Raw genomic sequence first — 25785 nt, forward strand, 5'->3', positions numbered from 1 at the left:
AGTGTCGGCTGCGCTGTAGCAAGAAGCGCGGCGAAGCTCAAGTTTTTGAGGCAATCAAACAGGATTAGGGCGCTGTCTTGACCGGAACGGCGATCCAGCGGCCGTTCTGGCCCTCGAAACCGGCGCTGAGGACCATGATCAACGCGACTTCCACCGGAGCGCCTTCGAGCGACGAGCCGCTGACGACACCGGCGAGCCGGTAACTGGTGACGCAACCGCGCGAAGCCGGAATGCGCTGGTCTTCGTGAACCACGTCGTTGACGGGCTTCCCGTTCCGCTCGGTAAAGCGAAGGCGCAAGGAGACCGTCTTTTCGACTATGCCTTCACATTGCGGCCCGAGCGGTTGCGGGACCTCGTCGAGGACAAGCGTATTGGCTTCTCCGACCGGCGGTACGGCCGGAACGCTGCGATAGCGCAGCTGATGAGGAGCGTTGCCGATCTCGGTGATGGGGTTGAAAGCGACCAGTTCACCTGGATGATTGGCGAGCTCGTGGGTTTCGATCATCACATCTGCGTCGTTGTGCACCTGCCAGCGGGCCTTGGCGATCGTCGCTCCATCCTGTTCCAGCCGGACCCGGTACGGCGTTCCCGGCAGGTAGGTATCCTTGTTGAGGTCGAGCGCGTAGATATTGGCATAGGGGAAGCCGGATCCGTCCTGGACGCCGTATTCCTCGAAAGCGAAAACGGCGCCGTCGGAGGAAAAGCCGATCGGGCGCACGCTTGCGATATCGGCCGCGGATGTAGAACCGGCGAACAACATCGCCGCAAATGCCGGAACCGAAGATCGCAAGGCTGATATCATCTGCGTCCGTCCTCCGCCGCAGCCTTCAGCCGCGCGATGTTCTCACGATAGGCCGCGATTCCTTCGCCTTTGTAAACCGCAGATCCGGCAACGAAGACATTGGCGCCCGCAGCGGTTGCCGCGCCGATCGTGTCCGCGGTAATGCCGCCGTCGACTTCCAGCTCGATCGGCCGGCTGCCGATCATCGCCTTGGCAGCGCGGATCTTGTCGGTCATCGCGGGAATGAACTTTTGGCCGCCGAAGCCCGGATTGACGCTCATGATCAGGATCAGGTCGATATCGTCCAGCACGTTTTCGATCGCCGAGAGCGGCGTTGCCGGGTTGAGCGTGACCCCGACCTTCTTGCCGAGCGAGCGGATCGTCTGAAGCGAGCGGTGCAGGTGCGGCCCGGCCTCGACATGCACGGTAATGCCGTCGCATCCGGCCTTGGCGAAGGCTTCGAGGTAGGGATCGGCCGGTGAGATCATCAGGTGGCAGTCGAAAAAGGCGGTGGTGTAAGGCCGCAGCGACTTGATGACATCAGGACCGAACGAGATGTTCGGCACGAAATGCCCGTCCATCACGTCGAGATGGACCCATTCGGCTCCCGCTTCGACGGCGTCGCGCACTTCCTGGCCGAGCTTTGAAAAATCGGCCGCGAGAATGGACGGGGCGATGCGGATCGGCAGGGCGGTGGCGAGCGTCATGGTCGAAAGTCTCCGGTTGTCAACGGTCCCTCTAACATTGCGGCGTGGGCGGAACAATCGTCAGTCTGTCGCCGGACGCGAGAGGATGAACGTGGATCCCCGCCATTCGAGCAGGCGGAACGGATTGTCCCTCAGTTCATGACCGCGATCGAAGGCGATCGGGCCGATCACGGTATTGAAGGAGCGGCTGCTGATCGCCTGTGCCAGGGGCTGGCCTGCCGCCGCGGTCACCGCCTGGTGAACAAGTTCGGTGGCGGCATAGGCCGGCAGCAGATAACCGTCCGCATCGATATTTTTCGCGCGCAGGGCTGCGACGGCCGCCGCCGCGGAGGGCAGGGTGGCGTAGTCGGGGAGGGCGACGGTCAGGACGCCCTCGCGCAGGGGCACCGGACGGTTGGCAGCACGCAGGTTATCGCCGCCAAGCAAGGTGAGGGGAAAGTTTTCCGAAGCACCGTCGCGGGCGATGATCGCCATGTCGTTTCGGTCGCCGCCGACGAACACATGGCTTGCCCCCGCCTTGGCGAGACGGCGCACCAGCGCCACCTGCTGCTCCTGGCCAGGCCGAAACGTGTCGGTGAAGATCGGCGTGATGCCCATCGGTTCGAGGCGCTGACGGATGGCGCTGGCGAGCTCGCGGCCGTAGATCGTGCCGTCCTCGACCAGCGCGATTGGCTCCGCCTTCCAGATGCTGAGGATGGTTTCGGACAGTTTCTCCGCCTCGTCGCCTTCGGCTGGCGCCATGCGGAAGAACGGCCAGCCGTTGCGCAACGTGTCTTCCATCAGGATTTTCGAGCGCACCGAGACGGTAATGGCCGGGATCTGTGCGGCCTTTAGCAGCGGCAACGCGGTGGATAGCGTCTCGACGCAGAGGAAACCGACCGCGGCGGACACTTTCGCGTTGGCGAGGCCCTTGGCGGCGGCAGCGCCGCCATTTCCATCGCAGCTTTCGTCGATCTCGACGACGGTGTCGCCGCCCGCCTCCGCTGCCGCGCGTGCGCCCTGAAAGACCTGAGTGCCGAGCGGAGCGTATGGGCCGGAGCGCGGCGCGACCACCCCGATCACTGCCGCCGGTGCCGATCCGCATCCGAGAAACGAAGCCAGCAGTCCGGCGATGATGAAACGTCGTGCTGTCATGTTTTTCCTGGGATTCTATCTTGAAGCGACATTTAGCTTTCTGATCGCAGCCGTCAAAGAGAATCGGCTTGTCGAAGTAAAAAGCCGCAACTCCGGTGGACATCAAGGGTTTTTGCCACCATATCTCAAAGAGTAATGCGGGACTGACAGCAGTCCCCGATGCCTTTCACGAGATGCCTTTGACGGACCAGCCTTTCCTCGATCCCGTCCACTACCGGAACGGCATGGCACGATACGCTGGCCACGTCCAGGTTGTGACGACGGAATTCGAAGGCGTGCGGCGCGGCGTGACGGTAACGGCAGCCTGCTCAGTCTCTGACAACCCGCCGACCGTGCTCGTCTGCCTGAACGGCAGCAACGCGAGCAATGCCATCTTCGAGAGGAGCGGCGTCTTTGCTTTGAATTCGCTGGCGGCGCATCATCAGGCGCTGGCAACGGGGTTTGCGGGCCTGAGCGGCGTTCCCGCCGACGAGCGGTTCGCGCTCGGAGATTGGAAGACGCTGGTGACCGGCGCTCCGGTACTGGCCGATGCCGTCGTCAGCTTCGATTGCCGGCTGACCGACATAAAACGGGTTTCGACCCATTTCGTGATGTTCGGCGAGGTGAAGGCCATACATTTCGGCGAGGCGAACCCCTCGCTCATCTATCTGGATCGCGGCTTTCGTAGTTTATAGGATGCCGTTTGAAAGGGTGTGATTATGCCTGAGGGAAAAACGAGCGCTTTGCCAACCTCGATCGACGAGACGATCGCGCTTTTGGGCGCCGAGGATTATCTTGCCGGACGCTCGCTCGGCACGGTGATCTTCCTGGCGCTGAGGATGAAGCGCCCGCTCTTCCTCGAGGGCGAAGCAGGCGTCGGCAAGACCGAGATCGCCAAGACGCTGGCCAAGGCCTTGAACCGGCCGTTGATCCGGCTGCAGTGTTACGAGGGCCTCGATATCTCCTCGGCGGTCTACGAATGGAATTATCCGGCCCAGATGCTGGACATCCGGCTTTCGGAAGCATCCGGCGTCAAGGATCGCACGCGCATTGAGGCGGACCTGTTTTCCGAACGCCACCTGATCCGCCGGCCGGTGCTGCAGGCGCTTGGCCAACCGGGTGGTCCGGCGCCGGTCTTCCTGATCGACGAGCTCGACCGCACGGACGAGGCCTTCGAAGCGTTCCTCTTGGAAGTGCTGTCCGACTTCCAGGTGACGATCCCCGAACTTGGCACGATCAAGGCGCAAGAGCCGCCGATCGTCATCATCACCACCAACCGCACCCGCGAAATTCACGACGCACTGAAGCGGCGCTGCCTCTATCACTGGGTCGATTATCCGGATGCGGCACAGGAACTGGAGATCATCCGCCGCAAGGTGCCGCAATGCTCCGAAACCCTGTCGCGGCAGGTGGTCGCCTATGTGCAGAGGCTGCGGACAGTCGATCTCTTCAAGAACCCGGGCGTCGCTGAAACCATCGACTGGGCGACGGCGCTGACCGAGCTCGACCGGATCGCGCTCGATCCGGAGACGATCGCCGATACGCTCGGAACGCTCTTGAAATATCAGGACGATATCGCCCGCATCAAAGGCGGCGAGGGCGAGCGCGTGCTTTCCGAAGTGAAGGCCGAACTTCTGGCAGCGGGATAGGGGCTATGGCAGGCTTGAGCGACGACGGAATGATCGTGCCCCCGGTTCCGGCCGGCATTGCAGGGTTCGGTGTGGGGAGGTCTGGCGATGATGGCCGGCTCGCCGACAATCTCGTCTATTTTTCGCGTGTATTGCGCCGTGCCGGGCTGAAGACGGGGCCTGCCGCTGCCGGCGACGCGATTGCCGCTGTCGATGCGATCGGCATCGGTTCGCGCGAGGAATTCCACGCGGCGCTGTCGGCCGTCTTCGTCAAGCGCCATGAGGACCAGCCGGTCTTCGACGAGGCCTTTCGCCTGTTCTGGCGTTCCCGCGATCTGGTCGGCAAGATGATCGCGATGATGTCGCCCAAAGCTGCCGACAATCGCGAAAGAGAAAAGCAGAAGGCCGGCGCCACCCGCGTCAGCGAGGCGCTGACCGCCGACCAGCCGGAGACCCCGAACCGCAAGAAACCGCCGGAGATCGAAGTCGACTCCCGCTTCACGACTTCTGCCGGCGAAATCCTTAAGCGCATGGATTTCGCCCAGATGAGTGCGGCCGAACTGGCCGAAGCCCGGCGCCAATTGGTCAAGCTCGCTCTGCCCTTGGATAAGGTGGCGACTCGGCGGTTCCGGCCGTCCAGCCGCCCGCCGAGGATCGACCCGCGCGCCACCATGCGCCAGGCGATGAAGAGCGGCGGCGATCTCATCTTGCCGCGGTTCCGCCAGCGAAAGACGGCCCCGCCGCCGCTGGTCGTGCTCGCCGATATTTCCGGCTCGATGAGCCAGTACACCCGCATCTTCCTGCATTTCCTGCATGCGCTGACCGAAAAGCGCACCCGGGTACATACCTTCCTGTTTGGCACTCGGCTGACCAACGTCACTCGCCAGATGCGCCGCCGCGATCCGGACGAAGCGCTATCGGGCTGTACGGATGCGGTGCGCGACTGGTCCGGCGGAACGCGGATCGGCGCGACGCTTGCTGAATTCAACCGGCTCTGGTCCCGCCGCGTGCTGGGGCAGGGCGCCGTCGTGCTGTTGATCACCGACGGCCTGGAGCGGGAAGGCGTCGAGGAACTGGCACGGGAAATGGACCGGCTGCACCGTTCCTGCCGCCGTCTGATCTGGTTGAACCCGCTGTTGCGCTTCGATGGTTTCGAGGCCCGGGCGCGGGGCGTACGCGCCATGCTGCCGCATGTGGACGAGTTTCGCGCCGTCCATAACCTGCGCTCACTTGCCGATTTGGCGATTGCATTGTCGGACGATCATACAAAGGCCGCGGACCCGCGGCGCTATTTGGACATGAGGAGGGTCGCATGACTGTTTCCGAAATTCTGGACCCGTTGCTGACCGCCGAGAGCTGGAGGCAGGCCGGCCGCAACGTGGCGATTGCAACCGTGATCGAGACCTGGGGCTCGGCTCCGCGGCCGACCGGCAGCCATCTCGTTATCGATGGCGAAGGCAATTTCGAAGGCTCCGTTTCCGGCGGCTGCGTCGAAGGCGCTGTCATCACGGAGGCCATCGACGTGATCGAGAGCGGGGCGCCTAAAATGCTGGAATTTGGCGTTGCCGATGAGACCGCTTGGCGGGTCGGCCTGTCCTGCGGCGGCCGGATCCGGGTTTATGTGGAAAGGCTCGGCTGATGCAGCTCGAGGTACTGACGAAACTCAACGCCGCCAGGCGCTCCCGCAGGGCTGCCGTGGTCGTCACCGATCTTGCCAGCGATGACACGCGGGTCGTCCTGGAGGGTGAGGCCGCCTCCGGCCCACTCGACGAAGAGATCGCCAAGACGTTTCGCAGCGGCAAGGCGGGGACGGTCGAGGTCGAAGGCCGGTCGCTGTTCCTCAACGTGCACCTGCCGCCGCCGCGCATCGTGGTGATCGGCGCCGTGCATATCAGCCAGGCGTTGGCACGACTGGCCCCAGTCGCCGGATATGACCTGACGATCATCGATCCGCGCACGGCTTTCGCGACCGAGGAACGTTTCGAGGGTGTCGAGCTGATCGCCGACTGGCCGGAAGACGTGTTGAAGGATCGCCCGCTCGACGCTTATACGGCACTGGCGGCCGTCACCCATGATCCGAAGATCGACGATTTCCCGCTCTCCGAAGCGCTGCGGATCGGGTGTTTTTACGTCGGCGCGCTCGGCAGCCGGAAAACCCATGCGAAGCGTGTGGAGCGGCTGAAGGAAATGGGCCGCACCGACAACGAGATCGGCCGTATAGCCGCTCCGATCGGCCTCGACATAGGGGCCGCGAGCCCTGCCGAGATTGCGCTCGCCACGCTGGCCCAGATCGTCCAGGCGTTCCGCCGGCGCGATCTCGTCACCGCAGGGTGACGCCATGAGATATGGGACGTTCGAACTCGGCGAAGCTGAAGGCGTGGTGCTGGCACACAGTATCAGGCTGGCCGCCGGCCGCATGTCTAAGGGGCAGATGCTGTCGCGGGAGGATATCGCCCGACTTTCGGAAGAAGGCGTCGCATCCGTCGTAGCGGTCCGGCTCGATCCCGGCGACATGCTGGAGGACGACGCGGCCCAGGCGATCGCCGATGCGATCGCGCCGGACAATCTGCGCTTCTCGGAGGCGACGACCGGCCGCGTCAACATTTATGCCAAGGTGGATGGGCTTTTTGTCGCCGACAAGAGGGTGGTCGACGCCCTGAACCGCATCGATCCGGCGATCACGCTCGCCTGCCTTGCCGACCATGTAGCGGTGCGCGCCGGCGACATGGTGGCGACCGTCAAGATCATCCCGCTCGCCGTCGGCGGTGCGAAAGTCACGGAAGCCGTGGCGCTGCTGGCAGAATCGGTCGCTTTCGAGGTGAAGGCCTTCAGTCCCCGTGCGGTGACGCTGATCGCGACGGAGCTTGCCTCGCTGAAAATGTCGGTCATGGATCGGACTGCGAAGCTGCTGGAGCAAAGGCTCGCGCCATCCGGTAGCCGGCTAATAAAAGAGATCCGCATTCCCCATTCCGCCGAACGCCTTACCGAGGTTCTTCAGCGGCTTCGGCTGGAGGAAATTAATGAGCCGGCTATGATTATTGTCTTCGGCGCCTCGGCTGTGGCCGATCCCGACGACGTCATTCCCGCCGCCATCCGCCACGCGGGCGGTGAGGTGGATCAGGTCGGCATGCCCGTCGACCCCGGCAATCTGCTGGTTCTCGGCCGGATCGGCAAGGTCCCGGTGCTGGGTGCGCCGGGTTGTGCCCGTTCGCCAAAGGAAAACGGTTTCGACTGGGTGCTGAACCGGCTGATGGCCGGCGAGACGCCGACCTCCTTCGATATCACCGGTATGGGCGTCGGCGGCCTGTTGATGGAGATTCCGACCCGCCCGCGTCCGCGCGATGCCACGGCGGAAAAGGCGGCGACATTGTCTGTCGGTGCCCTGATGCTTGCCGCTGGCCAGGCGCGGCGCATGGGCAAGGACGGGCCGCACAAGCTGCTCGCCGAGTTCGACGGCATTCCTCTTGTCCGCCGCACCGCCGGGATTCTGCTGGCGTCGCAGGCCTCGCTCGTGGTCGCCGTAACCGGTCATCGGCGCGACGAGATCGAGACGGTGCTGGCCGGCCTCGATATCAGTTCTCACTTCAATCCGGACTACGCCTCCGGCATGGCAAGTTCGCTGGTTGCCGGTTTCTCCAATCCGGAACTGGCCCAGAAGGACGGCATCCTTGTCATGCTGGCCGACATGCCGGGCGTCACCACGGAGCATCTGAACATGCTGATCGCCGCCTTCCGGCAGGCCGGCGGCGGTGTCGTGGTCCGTTCGGTCTCGGATGGAAAGCGCGGCAACCCGATCATTCTCCCGCGAATCGCTTTCGATGCTGTGTTGCGGCTGGAAGGCGATGTCGGCGCCCGTGCGATCATCGAAAACTCCGGACTTTCGGTGATCGACGTAGATATCGGTCCCGCCGCGCATCTGGACGTGGATACGCCGGAGGCGGTGACGGCCGCCGGCGGGATTTTGAAAAGGTAGGCGAATGGACAATTCCGACATCGAGGAAATGTTCGAGGGGCTCGGCCCGGTCTCGATCCGCCGCATGTTCGGCGGCAAGGGCATCTATCACGACGGTTTGATCGTTGCGATCGATCTGCGCGGCGAGATCATGCTGAAGGTGGATGCCGTCAGCGCGCCGGAATTCGAAGCGGCCGGCGCCAGGCAATGGTTCTATGAGGGAAAGAAGGGAAAGCCGGTGCTGATGCCCTATTGGTCAGTGCCGGAAGACGCTTTCGACGATCCCGACGAGATGCGCAAATGGGTGCAGCTCGCATTCGACGCGGCCGTGCGCGCCAACTCCAAATCCTGAACTTCGACCCTGAGTGCTAGATTTCGCATCTTGCCCGACAGGGTCCGAAGCACATACCGTTCACCGCATATTGAGGGACGTCGGCCGCCGAATCTCTCGGCAAGCTTGCATCCGGAAATTCTGTCAAAATGATTTCATCAAGTCGACCGCTTCGGTTCTCCGGAGCGGTTTTCGTTTGCACTCATTTTGGGAGATATGAAAAGGCCCTGGCAGAAAAGGCAGAAAGCGGCTGAGGCGGGTTGTGAGGATCAAACCAGCCGATGTCCGACAGTTTGTCGGGCTCCGTGAGCGAAGGTTCGCCGGTGAAATCTTTGGTGACGTAGATCAGCGAGACCCAGTGCTGCCGGTCGGCCTCGATGATCTCTTCGGCCATGCAGAGAAAATCGACCTTGCCGATGGTGAGGCCGGTTTCTTCCTCCGCCTCGCGGCGGGCGGCTTCCGAGGAAGGTTCCATCGGATCGACCTTGCCGCCGACAATGTTCCAGAAGCCCGCTTCCGGCGCCTTCAGGCGACGGCAAAGCAGAACCTTGCCATCGTCGCGCAGAATCACCAGCCCGGCACCGACGCCAGGAAAATCAACGCCGGGCGTGAACACGGAAGTGTTAAGCCTTGCCGCCGTTTGCGACGATCAGCATGAAAGCCGGAATATCGTCGCCGAAGCCGATCGGGGTAGGGCCGTCGTCGTGATCGCGGTGGTAACGCTGGCGACGCTCGCGATTGTCGTCGTTTGCGGGTGCCGGGGCAGGTGTCGGCCGCGAGTTGCGGTTGCCGCCACTGTTCTGCGGCTTCCTGTCTGCCTTGCGTTCCGGTTTCACGGTTTCCACCCTAGCTTCCACAAATGCCTCTTCGACTGCTTCAATCGGATTATCTTGAATCTTCGTGTCAGCCTTGTGACTCGAATCCCCGCGCCCAGAATCGGCACGTCCCGAATCGCTTCGTCTGCCGCGGCCGCGCTCCTTATCACGATCCCGGCCCTTGCGACCACCACGTTCGCTCTCATGGCTTTCCATCGGCGCCGGAAGGGCGGAAATGTCGCCGTTCAGCCATTCGATCTTCTCGTTGATGAGATTCTCGATGGCAGCGAGATATTTGGTGTCGGAGCGGGTGACGAGGGTAAACGCGCGGCCCGAACGGCCGGCGCGTCCGGTCCGGCCGATGCGGTGGACATAGTCCTCCGCGTGGATCGGTACGTCGAAGTTGAAGACGTGGCCGACGTCCGGCAGGTCGAGGCCGCGCGCGGCGACGTCGGAGGCGACCAGCAGCTGGATATTGCCGTCGCGGAAATTCTGCAGCATCGTCGTGCGCGAACGCTGGTCCATGTCGCCATGCAGCGCGCCGACCGAGAAGCCATGCCGCTCGAGGGAACGGAAAAGATCGGCGACGTCGACCTTGCGATTGCAGAAGATGATCGCGTTTTTCAGGTCGTCCTGGGCCTTGATGAGATCGCGCAGCACGGCGCGCTTCTCGTAGTCCTTGTTGTGCGAAGCGACGAGGCGCTGCGTCACGGTCTTGGCGGTCGAAGAGGGCTTGGCGACTTCGATCCGCTCCGGGTTCTGCAGGAAGCGGTCGGCGAGCTTCTGAATCTCCGGCGGCATGGTGGCCGAGAAGAACAGCGTCTGCCGGGTGAAGGGGATCATCTTGGCGATCCGCTCGATATCCGGGATGAAGCCCATGTCGAGCATGCGGTCGGCCTCGTCGATGACGAGGATCTCGACGCCGGTCATCAGCAGCTTGCCGCGCTCGCAATGGTCGAGCAGGCGCCCGGGCGTGCAGATCAGCACATCGGCGCCACGTTCCAGCTTGCGGTCCTGGTCGTCGAAGGAAACGCCGCCGATCAAAAGCGCGACGTTGAGCTTGTGGTTCTTGCCGTATTTTTCAAAATTTTCGGCGACCTGGGCGGCGAGTTCGCGGGTCGGCTCGAGGATCAGCGTACGCGGCATGCGGGCGCGGGCGCGGCCCTTTTCCAGAAGCGTCAGCATCGGGAGAACGAAGGAGGCCGTCTTGCCCGTGCCGGTCTGGGCGATGCCGCAGATATCGCGGCGCTGCAGAGCATGCGGGATCGCCCCTGCCTGGATGGGCGTGGGGATCGTATAACCCGCGTCTGTGACAGCGGAGAGGACTTTCTGGCTCAGGCCAAGATCAGCAAATGTGGTCAAAGGGAATTCTGTTTCCGTTCCGGTTCTGTACGAACACTATGGGAGTCGATGCATGGCTGCTCGACAACTGGCCCGCGACATAGGACCAAAATGTCCAAAAGTCAAGGAAAGCAAGGCGATTGGCCGCCGGATTGGTGAATGAAGATGCTCGCGGGGCAAGCCGGCTATCGTTCTGCCGGCAAAGGATTGCCTTTTGGCCGACAGCTTACCTCAATTGAGGTAGGTGGTGAGCTTCATGCCGGCATTGAGGAAGTGCACGGGATCGATGGGATTGCCGTCGCGGCGGACCTCGTAATGGACGTGCGGGCCGGTGGAGCGGCCGGTCGAGCCCGCCTTGCCGATCACGTCCGCGGCAGCCACTTCGTCACCTTCCTTCACCAGGATTTTCGACATATGGCCATAACGTGTGGTGATGCCCTGGCCATGGTCGATCTCGACCATGTTGCCGTAACCGCTGGTGAAGCCGGCCGAAACCACCTTGCCGGCGCCGGTGCTTTTCACGTCGTCGCCGGTCGAGGCCTGAAAATCGATGCCCGCATGCAGCGCAAGCCGGCCGAGGAAGGGATCGATGCGGTTGCCGTAGCGGCTGGTGACCGGACGGCCGGGCGCGGGATTGCCGAAGGGCAGGTCGCGCGCCGTCTCGCGCACGGCTTCCAGCCGGCTGAGCGCGGCATCGAGTTCGTCGAGCGAGGCATCGAAGGCACCGATCTGGGTTTGCGGTGCGACATAGGGGCCACCAACGCCGCTCGTGGCGTCTTCCGTCACCTTGTCTGCGGATGCCACCTCGACGCCTGTTCGCTTCAGGATTGCGGCGATCGCATCTGCGGTTTCCGAGGCGCCGGTCGTCAGGTTGGCGATCTTGGCAAGCTGTTCCTTCTCGATGTTCTTCAGCGAAAGCGTCACTCTGGAGAAGACCCGATCGGCCCTGTCGGCGATGTTTTCGCGGAGCGGCGCATAACCAAGCGCGGTCGACATCTGGAGCGGTGTGGCGGAGGTTTCGCCCGAGAGGAGTTTCTCGATCGCCTTGACGCCGCCGCTGCCACCGGAAAGCGAGGCCTGGCGTTCCTTGGCCGGCGGCTGAAGCACCGTCGGCGCCGGTGTTTCCGACGTCGTGAGACCGGACTCCTCGGCGCGGTTCAGAAGAGAACCAAGTTTGCCGTGGCGCGAAAAGAGGGCGTTCTGCTGTTCCAGCAGCTTCTCGACTTTCTGCTCGACCACCTGCTGGTCGAGAAGCTGGCGCGAGGTGATGCGGTCGAGCTGGGCGCGCAGCGCGGCGATCCGATCCTCGTAATCGTGCTGCATGCGAGCCTGCCGCGCCATGGTCGCGCCGATCAGGTCGTCGCGGATTACCAGATAGGAGGTGGCACCGAGATAGCCGATCGCGAAAACGCCGAGAAAACAGAAGGTCAAGGCGGCCATCCAGGGCCGGATGGTCATGTGGCGGATCTTTTCACCGCTGGCGAAAATGAGAACGTGTTGGGGCGCCCGCTTCCCAAACACCCGGCTTTCGGTTCCCTTCGCCACGCGGATCTCCCGGAGATGCGACTCGTCCGGCCGCTGTTCCCATTGTCGGGATTACACATGGATATGGTTAACGAACGCTTTAATCGAGGCGTTCAGGCGTAGCTGGTGGAGGTCAGCGACCTGTAGAATGATGGCGTCAGGCCCGCCTCGGCCCGGGCGATATCGTTGAATGGCGCCTTCAGCGATCCGCGGAAATTGGCGCGCACCAGCTGCTGGAACGTCGCTGCCGGATCCTTCCGCTCACGGGCGCACAGAAAGCGGAACCATTTCGCGCCGATCGCCACATGGCCCTTTTCATCATTGTAGATCACGTCGAGAACGGCTGCACTTTCGAGATCGCCGGTCTCGCGCATCTTCGCCTGCAGCGATGGCGTTACGTCGAGCCCGCGGGCTTCGAGAATGAGCGGCACGACGGCAAGGCGGGCGGTAAGGTCGTTTCGGGTGGAATGGGCCGCCTGCCAGAGGCCGTCATGGGCGGGCATGTCGCCATAGTCGGCGCCCATGTCGTTCAGCCGGGTCCGCACCATCCGGAAATGTTTGGCCTCCTCGAAAGCCACCTGCATCCATCCGTCGAAGAAGGAGTTCGGCACCGGCTCGGTCGCAAAGCGAGCGACGATATCGAGCGCCAGGTCGACGGCATTGAGCTCGATATGGGCGATCGCATGCAGCGTCGCGATACGGCCGTTGACGGTGTGCAGCGAACGCTTGCCAACTGCCTTCGGCGGCACCAGCTCGGGCTTTGCCGGCCGGCCGGGCCGCTCGGGCAGGGGCGGGTCGAGCGGCGAGCGGAGCGACAGCCGCCGTTCGAACCAGCGGGTGGCGGTCTCCTGCGCCAGCCTCGTCTTGATATCGAGATCGGCCGACAGGATTGCCGCCGTTGCGCCGCCCCGAAGCGACGTGATCGAAAACTCGCCCGCCATCGATGTCTCCTGCCTACAACGCCTTGAGGCTTTCAAGCACCTCCTCGGCATGCCCTTTTACCTTCACCTTCGACCAGATTCGGGCGATGCGCCCGTCGGCGCCGATCAGGAAGGTCGTGCGTTCCACACCCATATAGGTGCGGCCATACATGCTCTTCTCCTTCCAGACGCCGTAGAGATTGGCAAGGGACGTGTCCTCGTCGGCCGCGAGAATGATCGAAAGCGCGTGTTTCTGGGCGAACTTCTCATGCTTCTTGACGCTGTCGGGCGAAACGCCGATGACCGGCGCACCGGCCTTTTCGAAATCGGCTAAAAGGCCCGTAAACGAGATCGCTTCCTTGGTGCAGGCCTCGGTGTCGTCTTTGGGATAGAAGTAGAGGACGACGGGTTTTCTCGAAAAAGCCTTGAGGGAAACGGTGCCGCCGCCGTCGCGTGGAAGTTCGAAGTCCGGTGCGATGTCGCCAATGGTCAGGTTGGCCATGGATTTCCTTTCTTTCGCCGGTATCGTGAGTGATATTTGCCGCAATCGGTATATATTCGCCCGAGCGACGTCCAGAGCAGTCGCGCCCGGTCGAATACCATTGCAGAAAGACGAGTCCTCAGCCTGATGTCGGAAATTCGCGGAGAAAGGGTCAGTTTCAGCCGGAAAGAACTCGTTCCGCTGCATGAATTGCCTTCCGCGCAGGTCGAGGATCCGATCATCGTGCACTGCCCGCTGCCAAGCCGGCGGGGCAGGCGATTCGGCAAGACCGTGCTGCTTTTCCTCCTGCTGGTGTTTCTTGCGATCGGCAGCGCCGTTTTCGCGATCGAGGGCGGCATGGTCGACAGCACGCTTTCGTCGCGCGCCCAGAGCGCCATCAACAACGCCATCGGTCCGCGTTACGTGGCCACAGTCGGCTCGACGGCCATCCGGTTCGATTCGAGGTTGCGCCTTGCGCTGGAGGCACGCGACGTCGATATCGTCGAACAGGCGACCGGCCAACATCTGAGCCGCGCCGGCGCCATGCGCATGGCGGTCGATCCGCTGGCGCTTCTCGGCGGCCGGGTGTCGATCAAGCATATGGAGGCGGAACATATCCGTCTCGATACCGCGCAATTGCCCTCCGGCGATCCGTTGCCGATCTCGGAAGTCCGCATCGATGCCATGCCGGCGCTGCTGGAAGAGATTTTCCAGCGTCTCGACGAAGCACGCGCGCTCATCGAGCGAACCGGGACGGGCTCCGTCAGCATAGCCGGCATCGAAATCCTGCTGCCGGCAGCACCTGGACGCAAGCCGATCGCGCTGGTCGTCGACGATCTCGAGTTGACGCGCAGCGCCGAAGGAGAGGTCGAGATCAACGGTGCGATCAGCCTCAACGGTCGCAAGGCGGTTCTCGTGGCCGCGTCGAAGACCGTCGAAGGGGTCACCTCGTCGCTCTCGGCCAAGCTGACGGGCCTCGAAGTGACATCTTTCATGCTGCAGCGAACCGAGGATGGCCGGCCGCGCGAGGGGATCGAGGGCTCCCTCGATCTCGATCTTTCGGCGGTTCGCTCACGCGAGGCCGTAAAGCCGGCTATCACCGCGACCCTTCGCCAGTCGCCCGGCCATTTCTATTTCGACGGCATCCAGCAGACCTTGAGCGGCGCCAATATCAACGTCGCCTACGACTTTTCGAAGAATTCGATCGAGCTGCTGAAATCCGAGGCCCGTTTCGGCCCGACCATCCTGCCGTTCACGGGCGCGATGATCGATCTCGACAGGCTCAATCCGGACGACAAGCGTCCCGGCTTCGGCCTCGACGTTCTGATCAGCGGGGCGACGGCCGTCGGCGCCACGACAAGCGAGCAGCCGGCGCGCTTCGATCTCAAGGCGAACGGACGTTACCTGTCGGCGGATCGCGAGCTTCAGTTCGATGAAATGGGGGTTTCCAGCCCCCTCGGCCGCATGGCCGGATCCTTGAAGGTGCGGTTCGGCAACCAGTCTCCCGAGATCAGTTTCGGGGCGCAACTGCCGCATATGGAAGTGACTGGGGTCAAACAGCTCTGGCCGTTCTGGATGGCGCGGAAACCGCGCGACTGGGTGATGGACAATATGTTCGGCGGCACCATTACCAACGGTTCGATCGCCGTTTTCATTCCGGCCGGCCGGATGAAGGGACCCGGCATTCCGATGGAGCTCGACAAGAACGAGCTGCAGATCGGCTTCGATCTCGCCGATGCCCGGATCAACCTGCCAGGCGACGTGCCGCCGCTGCGCGATATCGACGGCCGGTTCGATTTGAAGGGCGAGGTGATGCAGGTCGATGTCGCGCGCGCGTCCTCCTTCTTCCCGTCCGGTCGGTTCGTCGCCGTCGAAGGCGGCCGGTTCTCGATCCCGTCCACCTATGCCAAGCCATTGATGGCGGATCTTTCGCTCAAGATTGCGGGACCCGCCGACGCGATGACCGAGCTTGCGAATTTCCGGCCGATCAATGCGTTGAAGGGGACCGAGTTCAAGCCGGAGGATTTTACCGGCCATGCGCGCGTCGATCTCAAGGCCCATATGGGGCTGATCCTGGCGCACAACCCGCCGAAGCCCACCTGGAACGCCCATGTCGCTCTCGAAGGCGTCGATCTCGGCCCGCAATTTTCCGGTCGCAAGATCGGCGATCTGGATGGCACGCTCGACATCGACAACCTGACGGCACGGCTCAGCGCCAAAGGGAAGATCGATGATGTACCGGCCGATATCATGCTGGTCGAACCCGTCGGTCCGGGCTCTCCGACGAAGCGCGAGCGGATCATCAAGACCATTCTCAACAACGATCAGCGGGAAAAACTCGCCCCCGGCCTCTCGGACGTGATTGACGGGACGGTGACGGCTCAGCTGACGCGGATCGACGAAACCCGTCAGACGGTCTCGCTCGATCTCAGCCGGGCGACGCTTTCCATCCCGTGGCTCGGTTGGACCAAGGGCGGCGGCATTCCGGCCAAGGCGCAATTCGAGCAGTCTGACACGGGAGAGCGTTCCGATATCCGCAACTTCGAACTCTCCGGCGACGGTTTTGGCGCGCGCGGCAGCTTCGCGCTCAATGGCGGGAGCCTGACGTCGGCGGACTTCTCGCATATGCAACTCTCGCCGTCCGACAATTATGCGGTGAGCGTCAAACGCGCCAAGGGTAATTTCGACGTCTCGATCAGCGGCTCCGTCGTCGATATGCGGCCTGTCGTCACCAAGATCCGCGGAGGCGGAAAGAGCGGCAGCGGCGCCAAGCGCGGTGACGACGATACGAGCAACGCCACCGTGCGCGGCAAGCTCGACCGCATGATCGGCTTCAACGACCAGACCCTCTCGAACGTGTCGTTCCTGTTTTCAAGCCGCGGCGGCAATATCTCGACGGCCGATTTTTCCGGCTCGACGGAAAGCGGCCAGGCGGTCGTCAGCGAGATGAATGCGGGCGACACGATCTCGATCACCAGCGGCGACGCGGGCGCTATCATCCGCTTCATGAACCTCTACGATAACATGCGCGGCGGGCTCCTGAACCTGCGCCTGAAGGCGCAGGGCGACGCCTGGACCGGTGCCATCGATCTGCGCAATTTCGCGCTGGTCAACGAAACCAAACTCCAGTCTCTCGTCGCGACGCCGGATCAGGAGGGCCGCAGCCTGAACACGGCGACGAAAAAGAACATCGATGTCAATTCGGCAAAATTCCAGCGCGGTTTTGCAAGCCTGCTTTATCGGAATGGCTCGTTCGCCATAGAAAACGGCGTGGTGCGCGGCGAGCAGATCGGTGCGACCTTCCAGGGCCTGGTGCGCGACGCCAAGGGCAATATGGAGATGACCGGGACGTTCATGCCGGCTTACGGACTGAACCGACTTTTCGGCGAGCTGCCGCTGATCGGTGCCATTCTCGGCAATGGCCGCGATCGCGGCCTGCTCGGCATCACCTTCAAGCTCGAAGGGCCGTTCGAAAAGCCGAGGCTGACCGTTAACCCGCTGTCGCTGATCGCCCCCGGCATCTTCCGCCAGATCTTTGAATTCCAATAAAAAGGGCCGCGAAAGCGGCCCGTTTCAATTCATTGCCAAAGAGAGCAGTTCAGGCCGGACGCACCAGGATGTGCTTTTTCTTGCCGAGCGAGAGCTTGATGACGCCGTCGCCGGTGATTTCGCCGGTGCCGATGGTCATGCGTTCGTCGCTGACTGCCTGGTCGTTGATGCGCACCGCGCCGCCCTGGACGTGACGGCGTGCTTCACCGTTCGAGCCGGCAAGGCCGGCGCGCACGATCAGCGACAGGAGGCCGATCCCGGCTTCGAGATCGGCGGTGGGAACCTCGACCGACGGCAGGTTTTCGGAAAGCCCGCCTTCCTCGAACGTCTTGCGGGCGGTCTCTGCCGCTTCTTCCGCAGCTGTGCGACCATGCAGGATGGCCGTGATTTCGGTTGCGAGGATCTTCTTGACCTCGTTGATCTCCGAGCCGCCGAGCGCTGAAAGCCGCGCGATCTCGTCCATCGGCAGCGTTGTGTAAAGCTTCAGGAAGCGCGGGACGTCGGCATCCTCGGTGTTGCGCCAGTATTGCCAGAAATCATAGGCCGACAGCATGTCCGGGTTGAGCCAGATGGCGCCAGTCGCCGACTTGCCCATCTTGGCGCCGGAAGACGTGGTCAGGAGCGGCGAAGTCAGCGCGAAAAGCTGCTGCGTCCCCATGCGGTGACCGAGGTCGATACCGTTGACGATATTGCCCCACTGGTCCGAGCCGCCCATCTGCAGCCGGCAGCCGGTCCGCTTGGCCAGTTCCACGAAGTCATAGGCCTGGAGGATCATGTAGTTGAATTCCAGGAAGGACAGCGACTGCTCGCGATCGAGGCGCGTCTTGACGCTTTCGAACGACAGCATCCGGTTGACCGAGAAATGCCGGCCGACGTCGCGCAGGAATTCGAGGTAGTTGAGGCTGCGCAGCCAGTCGGCATTGTTGATCATCAGTGCATCCTTCGGACCTTCGCCATAGGCGAGATAGTTCGAGAAGACGCGCTTGATCGAAGCGATATTGCCTTCGATCGTGTCGATGGTCATCAGCTGGCGGGCTTCGTCCTTGAACGAGGGGTCGCCGACCATGCCGGTGCCGCCGCCCATCAGCGAGATCGGCCGGTGGCCGGTCTTCTGCATCCAGTGCAGCATCATGATCTGGATCAGGCTGCCGGCGTGCAGGCTCGGCGCCGTCGGGTCGAAGCCGATATAGCCGGTGACGATTTCCTTGGAAAACAGTTCGTCGAGCCCGGTCTCGTCGGAGACCTGGTGGATGAAACCGCGCTCGTCGAGCGTGCGGAGGAAATCGGACTTGAACCTGGACATGATCTAACTCTGGCAGGGTGGGGTTTTGGGATATGTGGCCGCGCCTCTAGCACTGTTTTTGCCGGTAATCACTTCAAAAGTGATGTTGGGTGTGATCAGCACGACGAATGGGCGGCGGTCAGCAAGGGACCATGCAGTTCCCGAGACGCAATAGTGAGGGCGAAAAGGCAGTTTATGCATTAACGGTTTCTTGTTTCATACGCTTTTAACATCCGGCCCGGACACGGTAACCGGGTGGTGTGCAGGTCTCCTGCACTGATGGGCTGATGAACGGGGCTGCCTTTTTCCTCGCGGTGAATTTTATCATCGCCATATGCTTCGGCGCGGTTTTCGTTGTGGTTTCCACGCGCAGCCGCTCGCGGACGGCTGCGCTCTGGTTTGCCGCCGCTTTTACGGTCGCCTCGCTCTCGTCCGTCTGCGAATTGCTGGTCGCCTATGCGTATCTCACGAAATTCTGGGCAATCAGCGCCTTCGCATCGGTGCTCGCCGGCATGACCTTGCTCAGGATCGGTATCGGCACTCTCTACGGCGGGAAGATCGCGCCCGTCTGGGCTGGCTGTTTCCTGGCGGCGGGCATCTGCCTCGACCTGCTGATCTACGACCTGCCGCGCGGAACGGCCGCACATGCCTTTTCCTACCAGGCACCGTTTGCATTGGCGCTCCTTTCGAGTGCGGCGGCCATTTTTTCATCGACCCGCCGGCTGGCGATCGATCGGGCGCTTGGTTATCTGCTGCTGGCGACCGGCCTGCATTTCTTCGCCAAGGCGAGCCTTGCGGTGATCGCGGGGGCGGGCACGACCGCCAAGGATTATATCGGCACCAACTACGCGCTGATCTCGCAAAGCTCGACGGCGGTGCTGATGGTCGCGGTCGGATTGACGCTGCTGTCGGTTCTGGTCCTGGAGATCATGGCGGACGAGCGCAGCAATTCGGAAAAGGATGCGCTTTCAGGTCTCGCCAATCGCCGCGGCTTCGAGAATGGCGTCAAGGCCGCGATGGCGCTGGCGCCGAAGGCCGCGCACGCGGTCATTATCTGCGATCTCGATCATTTCAAGCGCATCAACGACACCTATGGCCACCACGTCGGCGACCTTGTGATCCAGGCCTTCGGCGATCTGTTGCAGACAAGTGCTGCCAAGAATGCGGTGGTCGGCCGTATCGGGGGCGAAGAATTCGCGATCTTCCTGCCGAGCACGACGCTCGACATGGCGACACTGTCTGCGCAGGCGCTCAGGGGCGGGACGATGGAGATGGCTGTAAGCGGGCTTCCGTCTTCTTTCGCGGTAACCGCGAGTTTCGGCGTGGCGGAGCTTGCGCCGGGCGGCGATCTTGCAGGGGCGATGCGGGACGCCGATGCCGCTCTCTACGAAGCCAAGCGTTCCGGCCGCAACCGCGTCAGGCAGGCGCCGCACATCGGCTCCCCGCAGCCGAAATCGATCAAAGCCGTCAAATGAAAATGGCCGCCGAGGCGGCCATTCCGGTAGTTTTTACCAACAGTTCTGGAAAGTGATCAGCGAATGCGCTTGGCCGCCGGTTCCGGCACCAGTTCGCCGTTGAGGCGACGGTCGAGATAATCCTCGCATTCGGCCATCAGCGTGTCCACCTGAGCGTTGAAGAAGTGATTGGCGCCCTCGACCATCCGGTGGGTGATCAGGATGCCCTTCTGCGTCTTCAGCTTTTCCACGAGCCCGTTGACGTCCTTTTCGGGCGCCACCTTGTCGCTGTCGCCGTTGATGATCAGGCCGGACGACGGGCAGGGGGCGAGGAACGAGAAGTCGTAGATGTTAGGCTGCGGCGCGATCGACATGAAACCCTCGATCTCGGGACGGCGCATCAGAAGCTGCATGCCGATCCAGGCGCCGAAGGAATAACCGGCGACCCAACAGCTCTTCGAATCGGGATGCAGGCTCTGCACCCAGTCAAGCGCCGAGGCCGCATCCGAAAGTTCGCCGGCGCCATGGTCGAATTCGCCCTGACTACGTCCGATACCGCGGAAATTGAACCGCAATGTCGTAAAACCGCGCTTCTGGAACATGTAAAAGAGCTGGTAGACGATCTGGTTGTTCATCGTGCCGCCAAACTGCGGATGCGGGTGCAGGATGATGGCGATCGGGGCGCTCTTTTCCCTGGATGGCTGGTAACGACCTTCAAGGCGGCCGGCTGGGCCGTTGAAAATGACTTCGGGCATCGGTACTCCGGTCAATATGTTCAGGTTCTAGACGAGTATCACGTCGAGTTGGACTTGACGAAGCCGCTCAGCTTTTCTAAAACTCAGTTTAGAACCATTCGAAACTTTGGGCTGCATGCTGGATGCGCGCCCGATGCGATGTCTCTTACGGCAAGGCCGACGGAAATTTCAAGGAAAATGCGGGTCCCCGTCCGCCCCATCTGTAATTCAACATCTATCTAGAAACGGAAGCCGATCAGGCAATGGCGCTGAACCGCACATATCTGGACTGGAACGCCACGGCGCCCTTGAGCGCGCCGGCCCGCGCCGCCATGCTGGATGCGCTGCAGTTGCCGGGAAATGCCTCGTCGGTTCATGGCGAGGGCAGGGCGGCACGTGCGGCAATCGACAAGGCGCGCCGGCAGGTGGCGGCGCTGGTCGATGCAGAGCCCGCGCATGTGACGTTCGTCAGCGGCGCGACGGAAGCGGCCAATCACGTCCTGACTCCGGATTTCCGCATGGGCCGGGCGCCTTTGACGATGGGTCGCGTCTATGTTTCGGCGATCGAGCATCCCGCGATCCGCGAGGGCGGTCGCTTTGATCCGGCCCGGGTGACCGAAGTGCCGGTGATGCCGGCGGGTGTCGTCGATCTTTCCGCACTTGAGGCGCTGCTGGCCGAACACGACGGCAGCACCGGCATGCCGATGGTCGCCGTGATGCTGGTGAACAACGAGACTGGCATCATCCAGCCCGTGCGGGAAGCGGCCGCGATCGCCCATGCCCATGGCGGCCTGATGGTGGTGGACGCCGTGCAGGCGGTCGGCCGCATTCCGGTGGACATCAATGCGTTGGATGCGGATTTCCTGATCCTGTCGTCGCACAAGATCGGCGGTCCGAAGGGCGTCGGCGCGCTCGTCTCGCGGGGCGAAGTGCTGATGCCGAAACCGCTGATCCGCGGCGGCGGCCAGGAAAAGGGCCATCGCTCCGGCACCGAGAATTTCCATGCCATCGTCGGGTTCGGCGCGGCGGCCCAGGCAATGCGCGAAAACCTTCATGACCGCAATGGCGCGATCGAAGAGTTGCGCAACCGGCTGGAAGCGGGAATGCGCCAGGCGGCGCCCGATGCGATCATCTATGGCGAGGGAGTTCTGCGCGTAGCGAATACCTGCTTTTTCACTTTGCCGGGGCTGAAGTCGGAGACCGGCCAGATCGCTTTCGATCTCGAAGGCATCGCTCTGTCCGCCGGCTCCGCCTGCTCGGCCGGAAAGGTTGGCGAAAGCCATGTTTTGACCGCGATGGGGCATGATCCGAAGCTCGGTGCTCTGCGGATTTCGCTCGGCGTCGACACGACGGAAGATGATATCGCGCGGGCGCTGGCCGCCTTCGCAAAGATTGCCGGCCGGCGAAAACCGGCGGGCGAGGCGGCGTGACCGCTTCCAAAATTGCGCATGCGCAAATTTCCGCTTGCCAAAAGGTGTGAAAACCGCCTTCTGGCGCCTACATAAGGGAGGCAATTGTCCCCCCGGATTGATGACAAGAATTGCCGGAATTTGAACCGGCAAGAATTGGAGTATGAACATGGCTGCCGTGCAGGAAACAATCGATCAGGTTCGCCTAATCGATGTGGACCAGTACAAATACGGTTTCGAAACCGTCATCGAAGTGGACAAGGCGCCAAAGGGTCTTTCGGAAGATATCATCCGTTTCATCTCGGCCAAGAAGCAGGAGCCGGAATGGATGCTGGAATGGCGTCTTGACGCCTATCGTCGCTGGCTGACCATGGAAGAGCCCACCTGGGCACGCGTCGAATATCCGAAGATCGACTTCAACGACCTCTACTATTATGCTGCGCCGAAAAGCAGCGCCGGCCCGAAGTCGCTCGAAGAAGTCGATCCGGAACTGTTGAGGGTCTACGAGAAGCTCGGGATTCCGCTGCGCGAACAGGAGATTCTGGCTGGCGTCGAGACGCCCCGGGTCGCCGTCGATGCCGTCTTCGATTCCGTCTCGGTCGTGACCACGTTCAAGAAGGAACTGCAGAAGGCCGGCGTGATCTTCATGTCGATCTCCGAGGCAATCCGCGAACATCCTGAGCTGATCAAGAAATACCTGGGTTCGGTGGTTCCGACCTCGGACAATTTCTATGCGACGCTGAACGCCGCCGTGTTCACCGACGGTTCCTTCGTCTTCGTGCCGAAGGGCGTACGGTGCCCGATGGAGCTGTCCACCTATTTCCGAATCAACGAAAAGAACACCGGCCAGTTTGAGCGCACGCTGATCATCGCCGAGGAAGGCGCTTACGTTTCCTACCTCGAAGGCTGCACGGCTCCTCAGCGTGACGAGAACCAGCTTCACGCCGCCGTGGTCGAACTCATCGCCCTCGACGATGCTGAAATCAAGTATTCGACGGTGCAGAACTGGTACCCGGGCGATGCCCAGGGCAAGGGCGGCATCTACAACTTCGTCACCAAGCGCGGCGATTGCCGCGGCGCCCGCTCGAAGATCTCGTGGACGCAGGTCGAGACCGGTTCGGCGATCACCTGGAAATATCCGAGCTGCATTCTTCGCGGCGACGATAGCCGCGGCGAGTTCTATTCGATCGCCGTTTCCAACGGTTATCAGCAGATCGACAGCGGCACCAAGATGATCCATCTCGGCAAGAACACGTCGAGCCGCATCATCTCCAAGGGCATTTCCGCCGGCAATTCGAACAATACGTATCGCGGCCAGGTGTCGATCAACCGCCGGGCTTCCAATGCCCGCAACTTCACCAATTGCGATTCGCTCCTGATCGGTGACCAGTGCGGTGCGCACACCGTGCCCTATATCGACGTGAAGAACGCATCGGCACAGATCGAGCACGAAGCGACGACCTCGAAGATTTCCGAGGACCAGAAGTTCTACGTCATGCAGCGCGGCATTCCCGAAGAGGAAGCCATCGCCCTGATCGTCAACGGCTTCGTCAAGGACGTCATCCAGCAGTTGCCGATGGAATTCGCCGTCGAGGCACAGAAGCTGATCGGCATCTCGCTCGAGGGTTCTGTGGGCTGATGGCCCGCTGTCCGAATATCGCGCACTGACGCGTCACCGAATAAATCCGGAAGGATAAGAAACATGCTTGAGATCAAGAACCTGCACGCCCGTATCGCCGAAGACGGCACCGAGATCATCCGCGGCCTCAACCTCACCGTGAAGGCTGGCGAAGTTGCTGCCGTCATGGGCCCGAACGGCTCCGGCAAGTCGACGCTGTCCTATATCCTCGCAGGCCGCCAGGATTACGAAGTCACCGAGGGCGATATCCTCTATAATGGCGAGAGCATCCTGGAACTCGACCCGGCCGAGCGTGCGTCCAAGGGTATTTTCCTCGCTTTTCAGTACCCGCTCGAAATTCCGGGCGTCGCCACCATGCAGTTTCTGAAGGTCGCGATAAACGAGCAGCGCAAGGCGCGTGGCGAAGCCGAACTGACGACGCCGGACTTCATCCGCCGCGTCAAGGAAGCCGCCGAGAAGCTGAAGATCGACCAGGCCATGCTGCGCCGTCCGCTCAACGTCGGTTTTTCCGGCGGCGAAAAGAAGCGCGCCGAAATCCTGCAGATGGCGCTGCTCGAGCCGAAGCTTTGCATCCTCGACGAGACCGACAGCGGCCTCGACATCGACGCGCTGAAGATCGTTGCCGACGGCGTCAACGCGCTGAAGTCGCCGGACCGCGCCACCATCGTCATCACCCACTACCAGCGCCTGCTCGACTACATCGTACCGGACACGGTCCACGTACTCTACAAGGGCCAGATCATCCGTTCCGGCGACAAGGCGCTCGCGCTTGAGCTGGAAGAGAACGGCTATGCCGATATCATCGGGGAAGCGGCTTAAGCGGCCCCAGGGAAGGATGTTGTCATGAACATGCAGACGACAAGCCGCCTCACGGCTGCGGAAACCGCGCTGGTCGAAGCCTTCGGCGCGCAGATCGGCGACCTGCCGGGCAATGGCGCCGTGATCGGCACGCGGGACCGGCTTCTGGACGATCTCAAGAAGTCCGGCCTGCCGACACGCCGCATCGAGGCCTGGCATTATACCGACCTCAAGAACCTGCTGCGCATCCTGCCGGACGCCGCTACCGTTTCGGCAATCGATCCGGCTGCGCCTCTGGTCGAGGGATCGAAGGTCCTTTCGATCCTGCAGGGGACTGCCGATGCGAAGGCCGCCGTTGACGGCGTCGAGATCGCGCTCTTCAGGGACAGGCTCGCCGACGGTTCGGCCGCAGCCGGCCTGACGGCGCTCGACAAGGACGACGCGATCGGCCGCATCAACGGCAGCTTCGTGCGCGATGGTTATGCGATCACCATTCCGGCCAATACGGAATTGTATGCGCCGATCGAACTGCAGGCCCTGCACGGCGCGGGCCAGGTCCATACGCGCTTCCCGGTCTCGTTCGGCGCTGCTTCGAAGGCGACGATCATCGAGCGTCACCGGTCGGTGGCAGAGGGTTCGGCGCTGGTGTCCTCGATCAGTGACATCGCGCTGGAGGACGGCGCTGACATCACCTGGATCATCCTGCAGCAGCAGGCCGCAGAGGACACCCATCTCGGCCAGATCCGCGTAAAGCTCGGCACCGATGCCAAGCTGCGCCTGTTCGTCATCAATGCCGGCGGCAAGCTGGTGCGCCAGGAACTGCGCATCGACGTGGCCGGCGAGGGTGCCGAACTGACGTTGCGCGGTGTCAACCTGCTCGGCGCCGAAAGCCACACCGACGTCACGCTGGTTCTCGGCCACAACGTGCCGAACACCAACTCGACGGAAATCATCCGCAACGTCGTGTTCGACCGCGCCAACGGCGTTTTCCAGGGCATGATCCGGGTCGCTCCGGATGCCCAGAAGACAGACGCCAAGATGTCCTGCAACACGCTTCTGTTGACCGATGATGGCGGGTTCTCGGCCAAGCCCGAGCTCGAAATCTTCGCCGACGACGTGGTCTGCGGCCATGGCGCGACGGTTGCCGATATCGAGAGCAGCCATCTCTTCTACCTGATGGCGCGCGGCGTTCCCGAAAACAAGGCACGGGCCATGCTGGTCAATGCCTTCGTTGCCGAGATCGTCGAGGAACTCGAGGAAGAAAAGCTGGTCGAGGCGCTGGAAGGCGTCATCTCGGCCTGGCTTGAAAAACACGCCTGAGAAGGGG

Annotated in this window: 23 protein-coding genes; 13 read left to right on the forward strand and 10 right to left on the reverse strand. The window is 62.3% G+C overall.

Translation table 11 applies throughout. The features are described from left to right. Positions 1–64 precede the first annotated feature (64 nt). From ACSQ3G_RS08170 to ACSQ3G_RS08180, 3 genes are read right to left on the reverse strand one after another with little or no spacing between them, the layout of a single operon-like run. Positions 65–802 carry a DUF2259 domain-containing protein gene (locus ACSQ3G_RS08170; RefSeq protein WP_436109639.1) on the reverse strand — a complete coding sequence of 246 codons (738 nt, stop codon included), beginning with the start codon at positions 800–802 and terminating at the stop codon, positions 65–67. Then, positions 799–1488: a ribulose-phosphate 3-epimerase gene (rpe, locus tag ACSQ3G_RS08175; RefSeq protein ID WP_046626418.1), complete on the reverse strand. Its 690-nt coding sequence runs from the start codon at positions 1486–1488 to the stop codon at positions 799–801. Before rpe ends, ACSQ3G_RS08170 begins: the two co-directional genes overlap by 4 nt. A 60-nt stretch (positions 1489–1548) precedes the next feature. Further along, positions 1549–2622: an ABC transporter substrate-binding protein gene (locus ACSQ3G_RS08180; protein WP_436109640.1), complete on the reverse strand. Its 1074-nt coding sequence runs from the start codon at positions 2620–2622 to the stop codon at positions 1549–1551. 173 nt (positions 2623–2795) lie between these two features. On the opposite strand from ACSQ3G_RS08180, the gene ACSQ3G_RS08185 reads away from it, so the two are divergent. From ACSQ3G_RS08185 to ACSQ3G_RS08215, 7 genes are read left to right on the forward strand one after another with little or no spacing between them, the layout of a single operon-like run. Next, positions 2796–3296, forward strand: a complete 501-nt coding sequence (locus tag ACSQ3G_RS08185) for a flavin reductase (RefSeq protein ID WP_436111688.1) — start codon at positions 2796–2798, stop codon at positions 3294–3296. 24 nt (positions 3297–3320) lie between these two features. Continuing rightward, a complete protein-coding gene (locus ACSQ3G_RS08190; protein ID WP_436109641.1) occupies positions 3321–4250 on the forward strand; it encodes an AAA family ATPase in 930 nt (309 codons plus the stop codon). 29 nt (positions 4251–4279) lie between these two features. Further along, positions 4280–5545, forward strand: a complete 1266-nt coding sequence (locus tag ACSQ3G_RS08195) for a vWA domain-containing protein (RefSeq protein ID WP_436111689.1) — start codon at positions 4280–4282, stop codon at positions 5543–5545. Further along, entirely contained in the window at positions 5542–5868 is a 327-nt protein-coding gene (locus ACSQ3G_RS08200; protein ID WP_436109642.1) for an XdhC family protein, read from the forward strand. Before ACSQ3G_RS08195 ends, ACSQ3G_RS08200 begins: the two co-directional genes overlap by 4 nt. Further along, on the forward strand, positions 5868–6563 hold the full coding sequence (locus ACSQ3G_RS08205) for an XdhC family protein (RefSeq protein WP_436109643.1): 696 nt from the start codon (positions 5868–5870) through the stop codon (positions 6561–6563). The genes ACSQ3G_RS08200 and ACSQ3G_RS08205 overlap by 1 nt, the downstream gene beginning before the upstream one ends. A gap of 4 nt (positions 6564–6567) precedes the next feature. Further along, positions 6568–8202, forward strand: a complete 1635-nt coding sequence (locus ACSQ3G_RS08210; RefSeq protein WP_436109644.1) for an NTP transferase domain-containing protein — start codon at positions 6568–6570, stop codon at positions 8200–8202. A gap of 4 nt (positions 8203–8206) precedes the next feature. Next, a complete protein-coding gene (locus tag ACSQ3G_RS08215) occupies positions 8207–8533 on the forward strand; it encodes a TfoX/Sxy family protein (protein WP_436109645.1) in 327 nt (108 codons plus the stop codon). Between the two features lie 181 nt (positions 8534–8714). Here the strand turns inward: ACSQ3G_RS08215 and ACSQ3G_RS08220 are convergent, their stop codons facing one another. The 5 genes from ACSQ3G_RS08220 to bcp all read right to left on the reverse strand — a co-directional run bounded on the left by ACSQ3G_RS08220 (position 8715) and on the right by bcp (position 13614). Next, positions 8715–9128, reverse strand: coding sequence for an NUDIX domain-containing protein (locus tag ACSQ3G_RS08220; protein WP_436109646.1), 414 nt, complete (start codon positions 9126–9128; stop codon positions 8715–8717). Between the two features lie 7 nt (positions 9129–9135). Then, positions 9136–10689 carry a DEAD/DEAH box helicase gene (locus ACSQ3G_RS08225; RefSeq protein WP_105401374.1) on the reverse strand — a complete coding sequence of 518 codons (1554 nt, stop codon included), beginning with the start codon at positions 10687–10689 and terminating at the stop codon, positions 9136–9138. A 210-nt stretch (positions 10690–10899) separates the two neighbouring features. Continuing rightward, positions 10900–12213 carry a M23 family metallopeptidase gene (locus ACSQ3G_RS08230; RefSeq protein WP_436109647.1) on the reverse strand — a complete coding sequence of 438 codons (1314 nt, stop codon included), beginning with the start codon at positions 12211–12213 and terminating at the stop codon, positions 10900–10902. Between the two features lie 92 nt (positions 12214–12305). Continuing rightward, positions 12306–13133, reverse strand: coding sequence for a ferritin-like domain-containing protein (locus ACSQ3G_RS08235; protein ID WP_436109648.1), 828 nt, complete (start codon positions 13131–13133; stop codon positions 12306–12308). Positions 13134–13146: 13 nt separating this feature from the next. After that, positions 13147–13614, reverse strand: a complete 468-nt coding sequence (gene bcp, locus ACSQ3G_RS08240; RefSeq protein ID WP_436109649.1) for a thioredoxin-dependent thiol peroxidase — start codon at positions 13612–13614, stop codon at positions 13147–13149. Positions 13615–13740: 126 nt separating this feature from the next. On the opposite strand from bcp, the gene ACSQ3G_RS08245 reads away from it, so the two are divergent. After that, entirely contained in the window at positions 13741–17142 is a 3402-nt protein-coding gene (locus tag ACSQ3G_RS08245; protein WP_436109650.1) for a hypothetical protein, read from the forward strand. A gap of 49 nt (positions 17143–17191) precedes the next feature. Here ACSQ3G_RS08245 and tyrS read toward each other — a convergent pair whose 3' ends face one another. After that, on the reverse strand, positions 17192–18445 hold the full coding sequence (gene tyrS, locus ACSQ3G_RS08250; protein WP_436109651.1) for a tyrosine--tRNA ligase: 1254 nt from the start codon (positions 18443–18445) through the stop codon (positions 17192–17194). 266 nt (positions 18446–18711) lie between these two features. Here tyrS and ACSQ3G_RS08255 point away from each other — a divergent pair, with 266 nt between their 5' ends. Continuing rightward, entirely contained in the window at positions 18712–19899 is a 1188-nt protein-coding gene (locus tag ACSQ3G_RS08255) for a GGDEF domain-containing protein (protein WP_436109652.1), read from the forward strand. A 56-nt stretch (positions 19900–19955) separates the two neighbouring features. Here ACSQ3G_RS08255 and ACSQ3G_RS08260 read toward each other — a convergent pair whose 3' ends face one another. Further along, positions 19956–20633, reverse strand: a complete 678-nt coding sequence (locus ACSQ3G_RS08260) for an alpha/beta hydrolase (RefSeq protein WP_105401381.1) — start codon at positions 20631–20633, stop codon at positions 19956–19958. A 242-nt stretch (positions 20634–20875) separates the two neighbouring features. On the opposite strand from ACSQ3G_RS08260, the gene ACSQ3G_RS08265 reads away from it, so the two are divergent. The 4 genes from ACSQ3G_RS08265 (at position 20876) to sufD (ending at position 25778) form a co-directional block, all read left to right on the forward strand. Next, complete coding sequence (locus ACSQ3G_RS08265; RefSeq protein ID WP_436109653.1) at positions 20876–22042, forward strand: cysteine desulfurase family protein; 1167 nt, start codon at positions 20876–20878, stop codon at positions 22040–22042. A gap of 148 nt (positions 22043–22190) precedes the next feature. After that, positions 22191–23660 (forward strand): Fe-S cluster assembly protein SufB, encoded by a 1470-nt coding sequence (sufB, locus tag ACSQ3G_RS08270; RefSeq protein WP_105401464.1) that lies wholly within the window; start codon positions 22191–22193, stop codon positions 23658–23660. 63 nt (positions 23661–23723) lie between these two features. Beyond that, positions 23724–24479, forward strand: a complete 756-nt coding sequence (sufC, locus tag ACSQ3G_RS08275) for a Fe-S cluster assembly ATPase SufC (RefSeq protein ID WP_436109654.1) — start codon at positions 23724–23726, stop codon at positions 24477–24479. A gap of 24 nt (positions 24480–24503) precedes the next feature. Further along, entirely contained in the window at positions 24504–25778 is a 1275-nt protein-coding gene (sufD, locus tag ACSQ3G_RS08280) for a Fe-S cluster assembly protein SufD (protein WP_436109655.1), read from the forward strand. The last annotated feature ends 7 nt before the right edge of the window (positions 25779–25785 follow it).

The sequence above is a fragment of the Neorhizobium tomejilense genome (assembly GCF_964254135.1).
GTDB lineage: Bacteria > Pseudomonadota > Alphaproteobacteria > Rhizobiales > Rhizobiaceae > Neorhizobium > Neorhizobium tomejilense.

Bases quoted from the DNA above. Each gene is read 5' to 3' on its own strand.
- ACSQ3G_RS08210 (WP_436109644.1), top strand. From the start codon at position 6,568: ATGAGATATGGGACGTTCGAACTCGGCGAAGCTGAAGGCGTGGTGCTG.
- ACSQ3G_RS08235 (WP_436109648.1), bottom strand. From the start codon at position 13,133: ATGGCGGGCGAGTTTTCGATCACGTCGCTTCGGGGCGGCGCAACGGCG.
- tyrS (WP_436109651.1), bottom strand. From the start codon at position 18,445: ATGTCCAGGTTCAAGTCCGATTTCCTCCGCACGCTCGACGAGCGCGGT.
- ACSQ3G_RS08215 (WP_436109645.1), top strand. From the start codon at position 8,207: ATGGACAATTCCGACATCGAGGAAATGTTCGAGGGGCTCGGCCCGGTC.
- ACSQ3G_RS08260 (WP_105401381.1), bottom strand. From the start codon at position 20,633: ATGCCCGAAGTCATTTTCAACGGCCCAGCCGGCCGCCTTGAAGGTCGT.
- bcp (WP_436109649.1), bottom strand. From the start codon at position 13,614: ATGGCCAACCTGACCATTGGCGACATCGCACCGGACTTCGAACTTCCA.
- ACSQ3G_RS08190 (WP_436109641.1), top strand. From the start codon at position 3,321: ATGCCTGAGGGAAAAACGAGCGCTTTGCCAACCTCGATCGACGAGACG.
- ACSQ3G_RS08180 (WP_436109640.1), bottom strand. From the start codon at position 2,622: ATGACAGCACGACGTTTCATCATCGCCGGACTGCTGGCTTCGTTTCTC.
- sufC (WP_436109654.1), top strand. From the start codon at position 23,724: ATGCTTGAGATCAAGAACCTGCACGCCCGTATCGCCGAAGACGGCACC.
- sufD (WP_436109655.1), top strand. From the start codon at position 24,504: ATGAACATGCAGACGACAAGCCGCCTCACGGCTGCGGAAACCGCGCTG.
- ACSQ3G_RS08200 (WP_436109642.1), top strand. From the start codon at position 5,542: ATGACTGTTTCCGAAATTCTGGACCCGTTGCTGACCGCCGAGAGCTGG.
- ACSQ3G_RS08195 (WP_436111689.1), top strand. From the start codon at position 4,280: ATGATCGTGCCCCCGGTTCCGGCCGGCATTGCAGGGTTCGGTGTGGGG.
- ACSQ3G_RS08205 (WP_436109643.1), top strand. From the start codon at position 5,868: ATGCAGCTCGAGGTACTGACGAAACTCAACGCCGCCAGGCGCTCCCGC.
- rpe (WP_046626418.1), bottom strand. From the start codon at position 1,488: ATGACGCTCGCCACCGCCCTGCCGATCCGCATCGCCCCGTCCATTCTC.
- ACSQ3G_RS08245 (WP_436109650.1), top strand. From the start codon at position 13,741: ATGTCGGAAATTCGCGGAGAAAGGGTCAGTTTCAGCCGGAAAGAACTC.
- ACSQ3G_RS08170 (WP_436109639.1), bottom strand. From the start codon at position 802: ATGATATCAGCCTTGCGATCTTCGGTTCCGGCATTTGCGGCGATGTTG.
- sufB (WP_105401464.1), top strand. From the start codon at position 22,191: ATGGCTGCCGTGCAGGAAACAATCGATCAGGTTCGCCTAATCGATGTG.
- ACSQ3G_RS08255 (WP_436109652.1), top strand. From the start codon at position 18,712: ATGAACGGGGCTGCCTTTTTCCTCGCGGTGAATTTTATCATCGCCATA.
- ACSQ3G_RS08265 (WP_436109653.1), top strand. From the start codon at position 20,876: ATGGCGCTGAACCGCACATATCTGGACTGGAACGCCACGGCGCCCTTG.
- ACSQ3G_RS08185 (WP_436111688.1), top strand. From the start codon at position 2,796: ATGCCTTTGACGGACCAGCCTTTCCTCGATCCCGTCCACTACCGGAAC.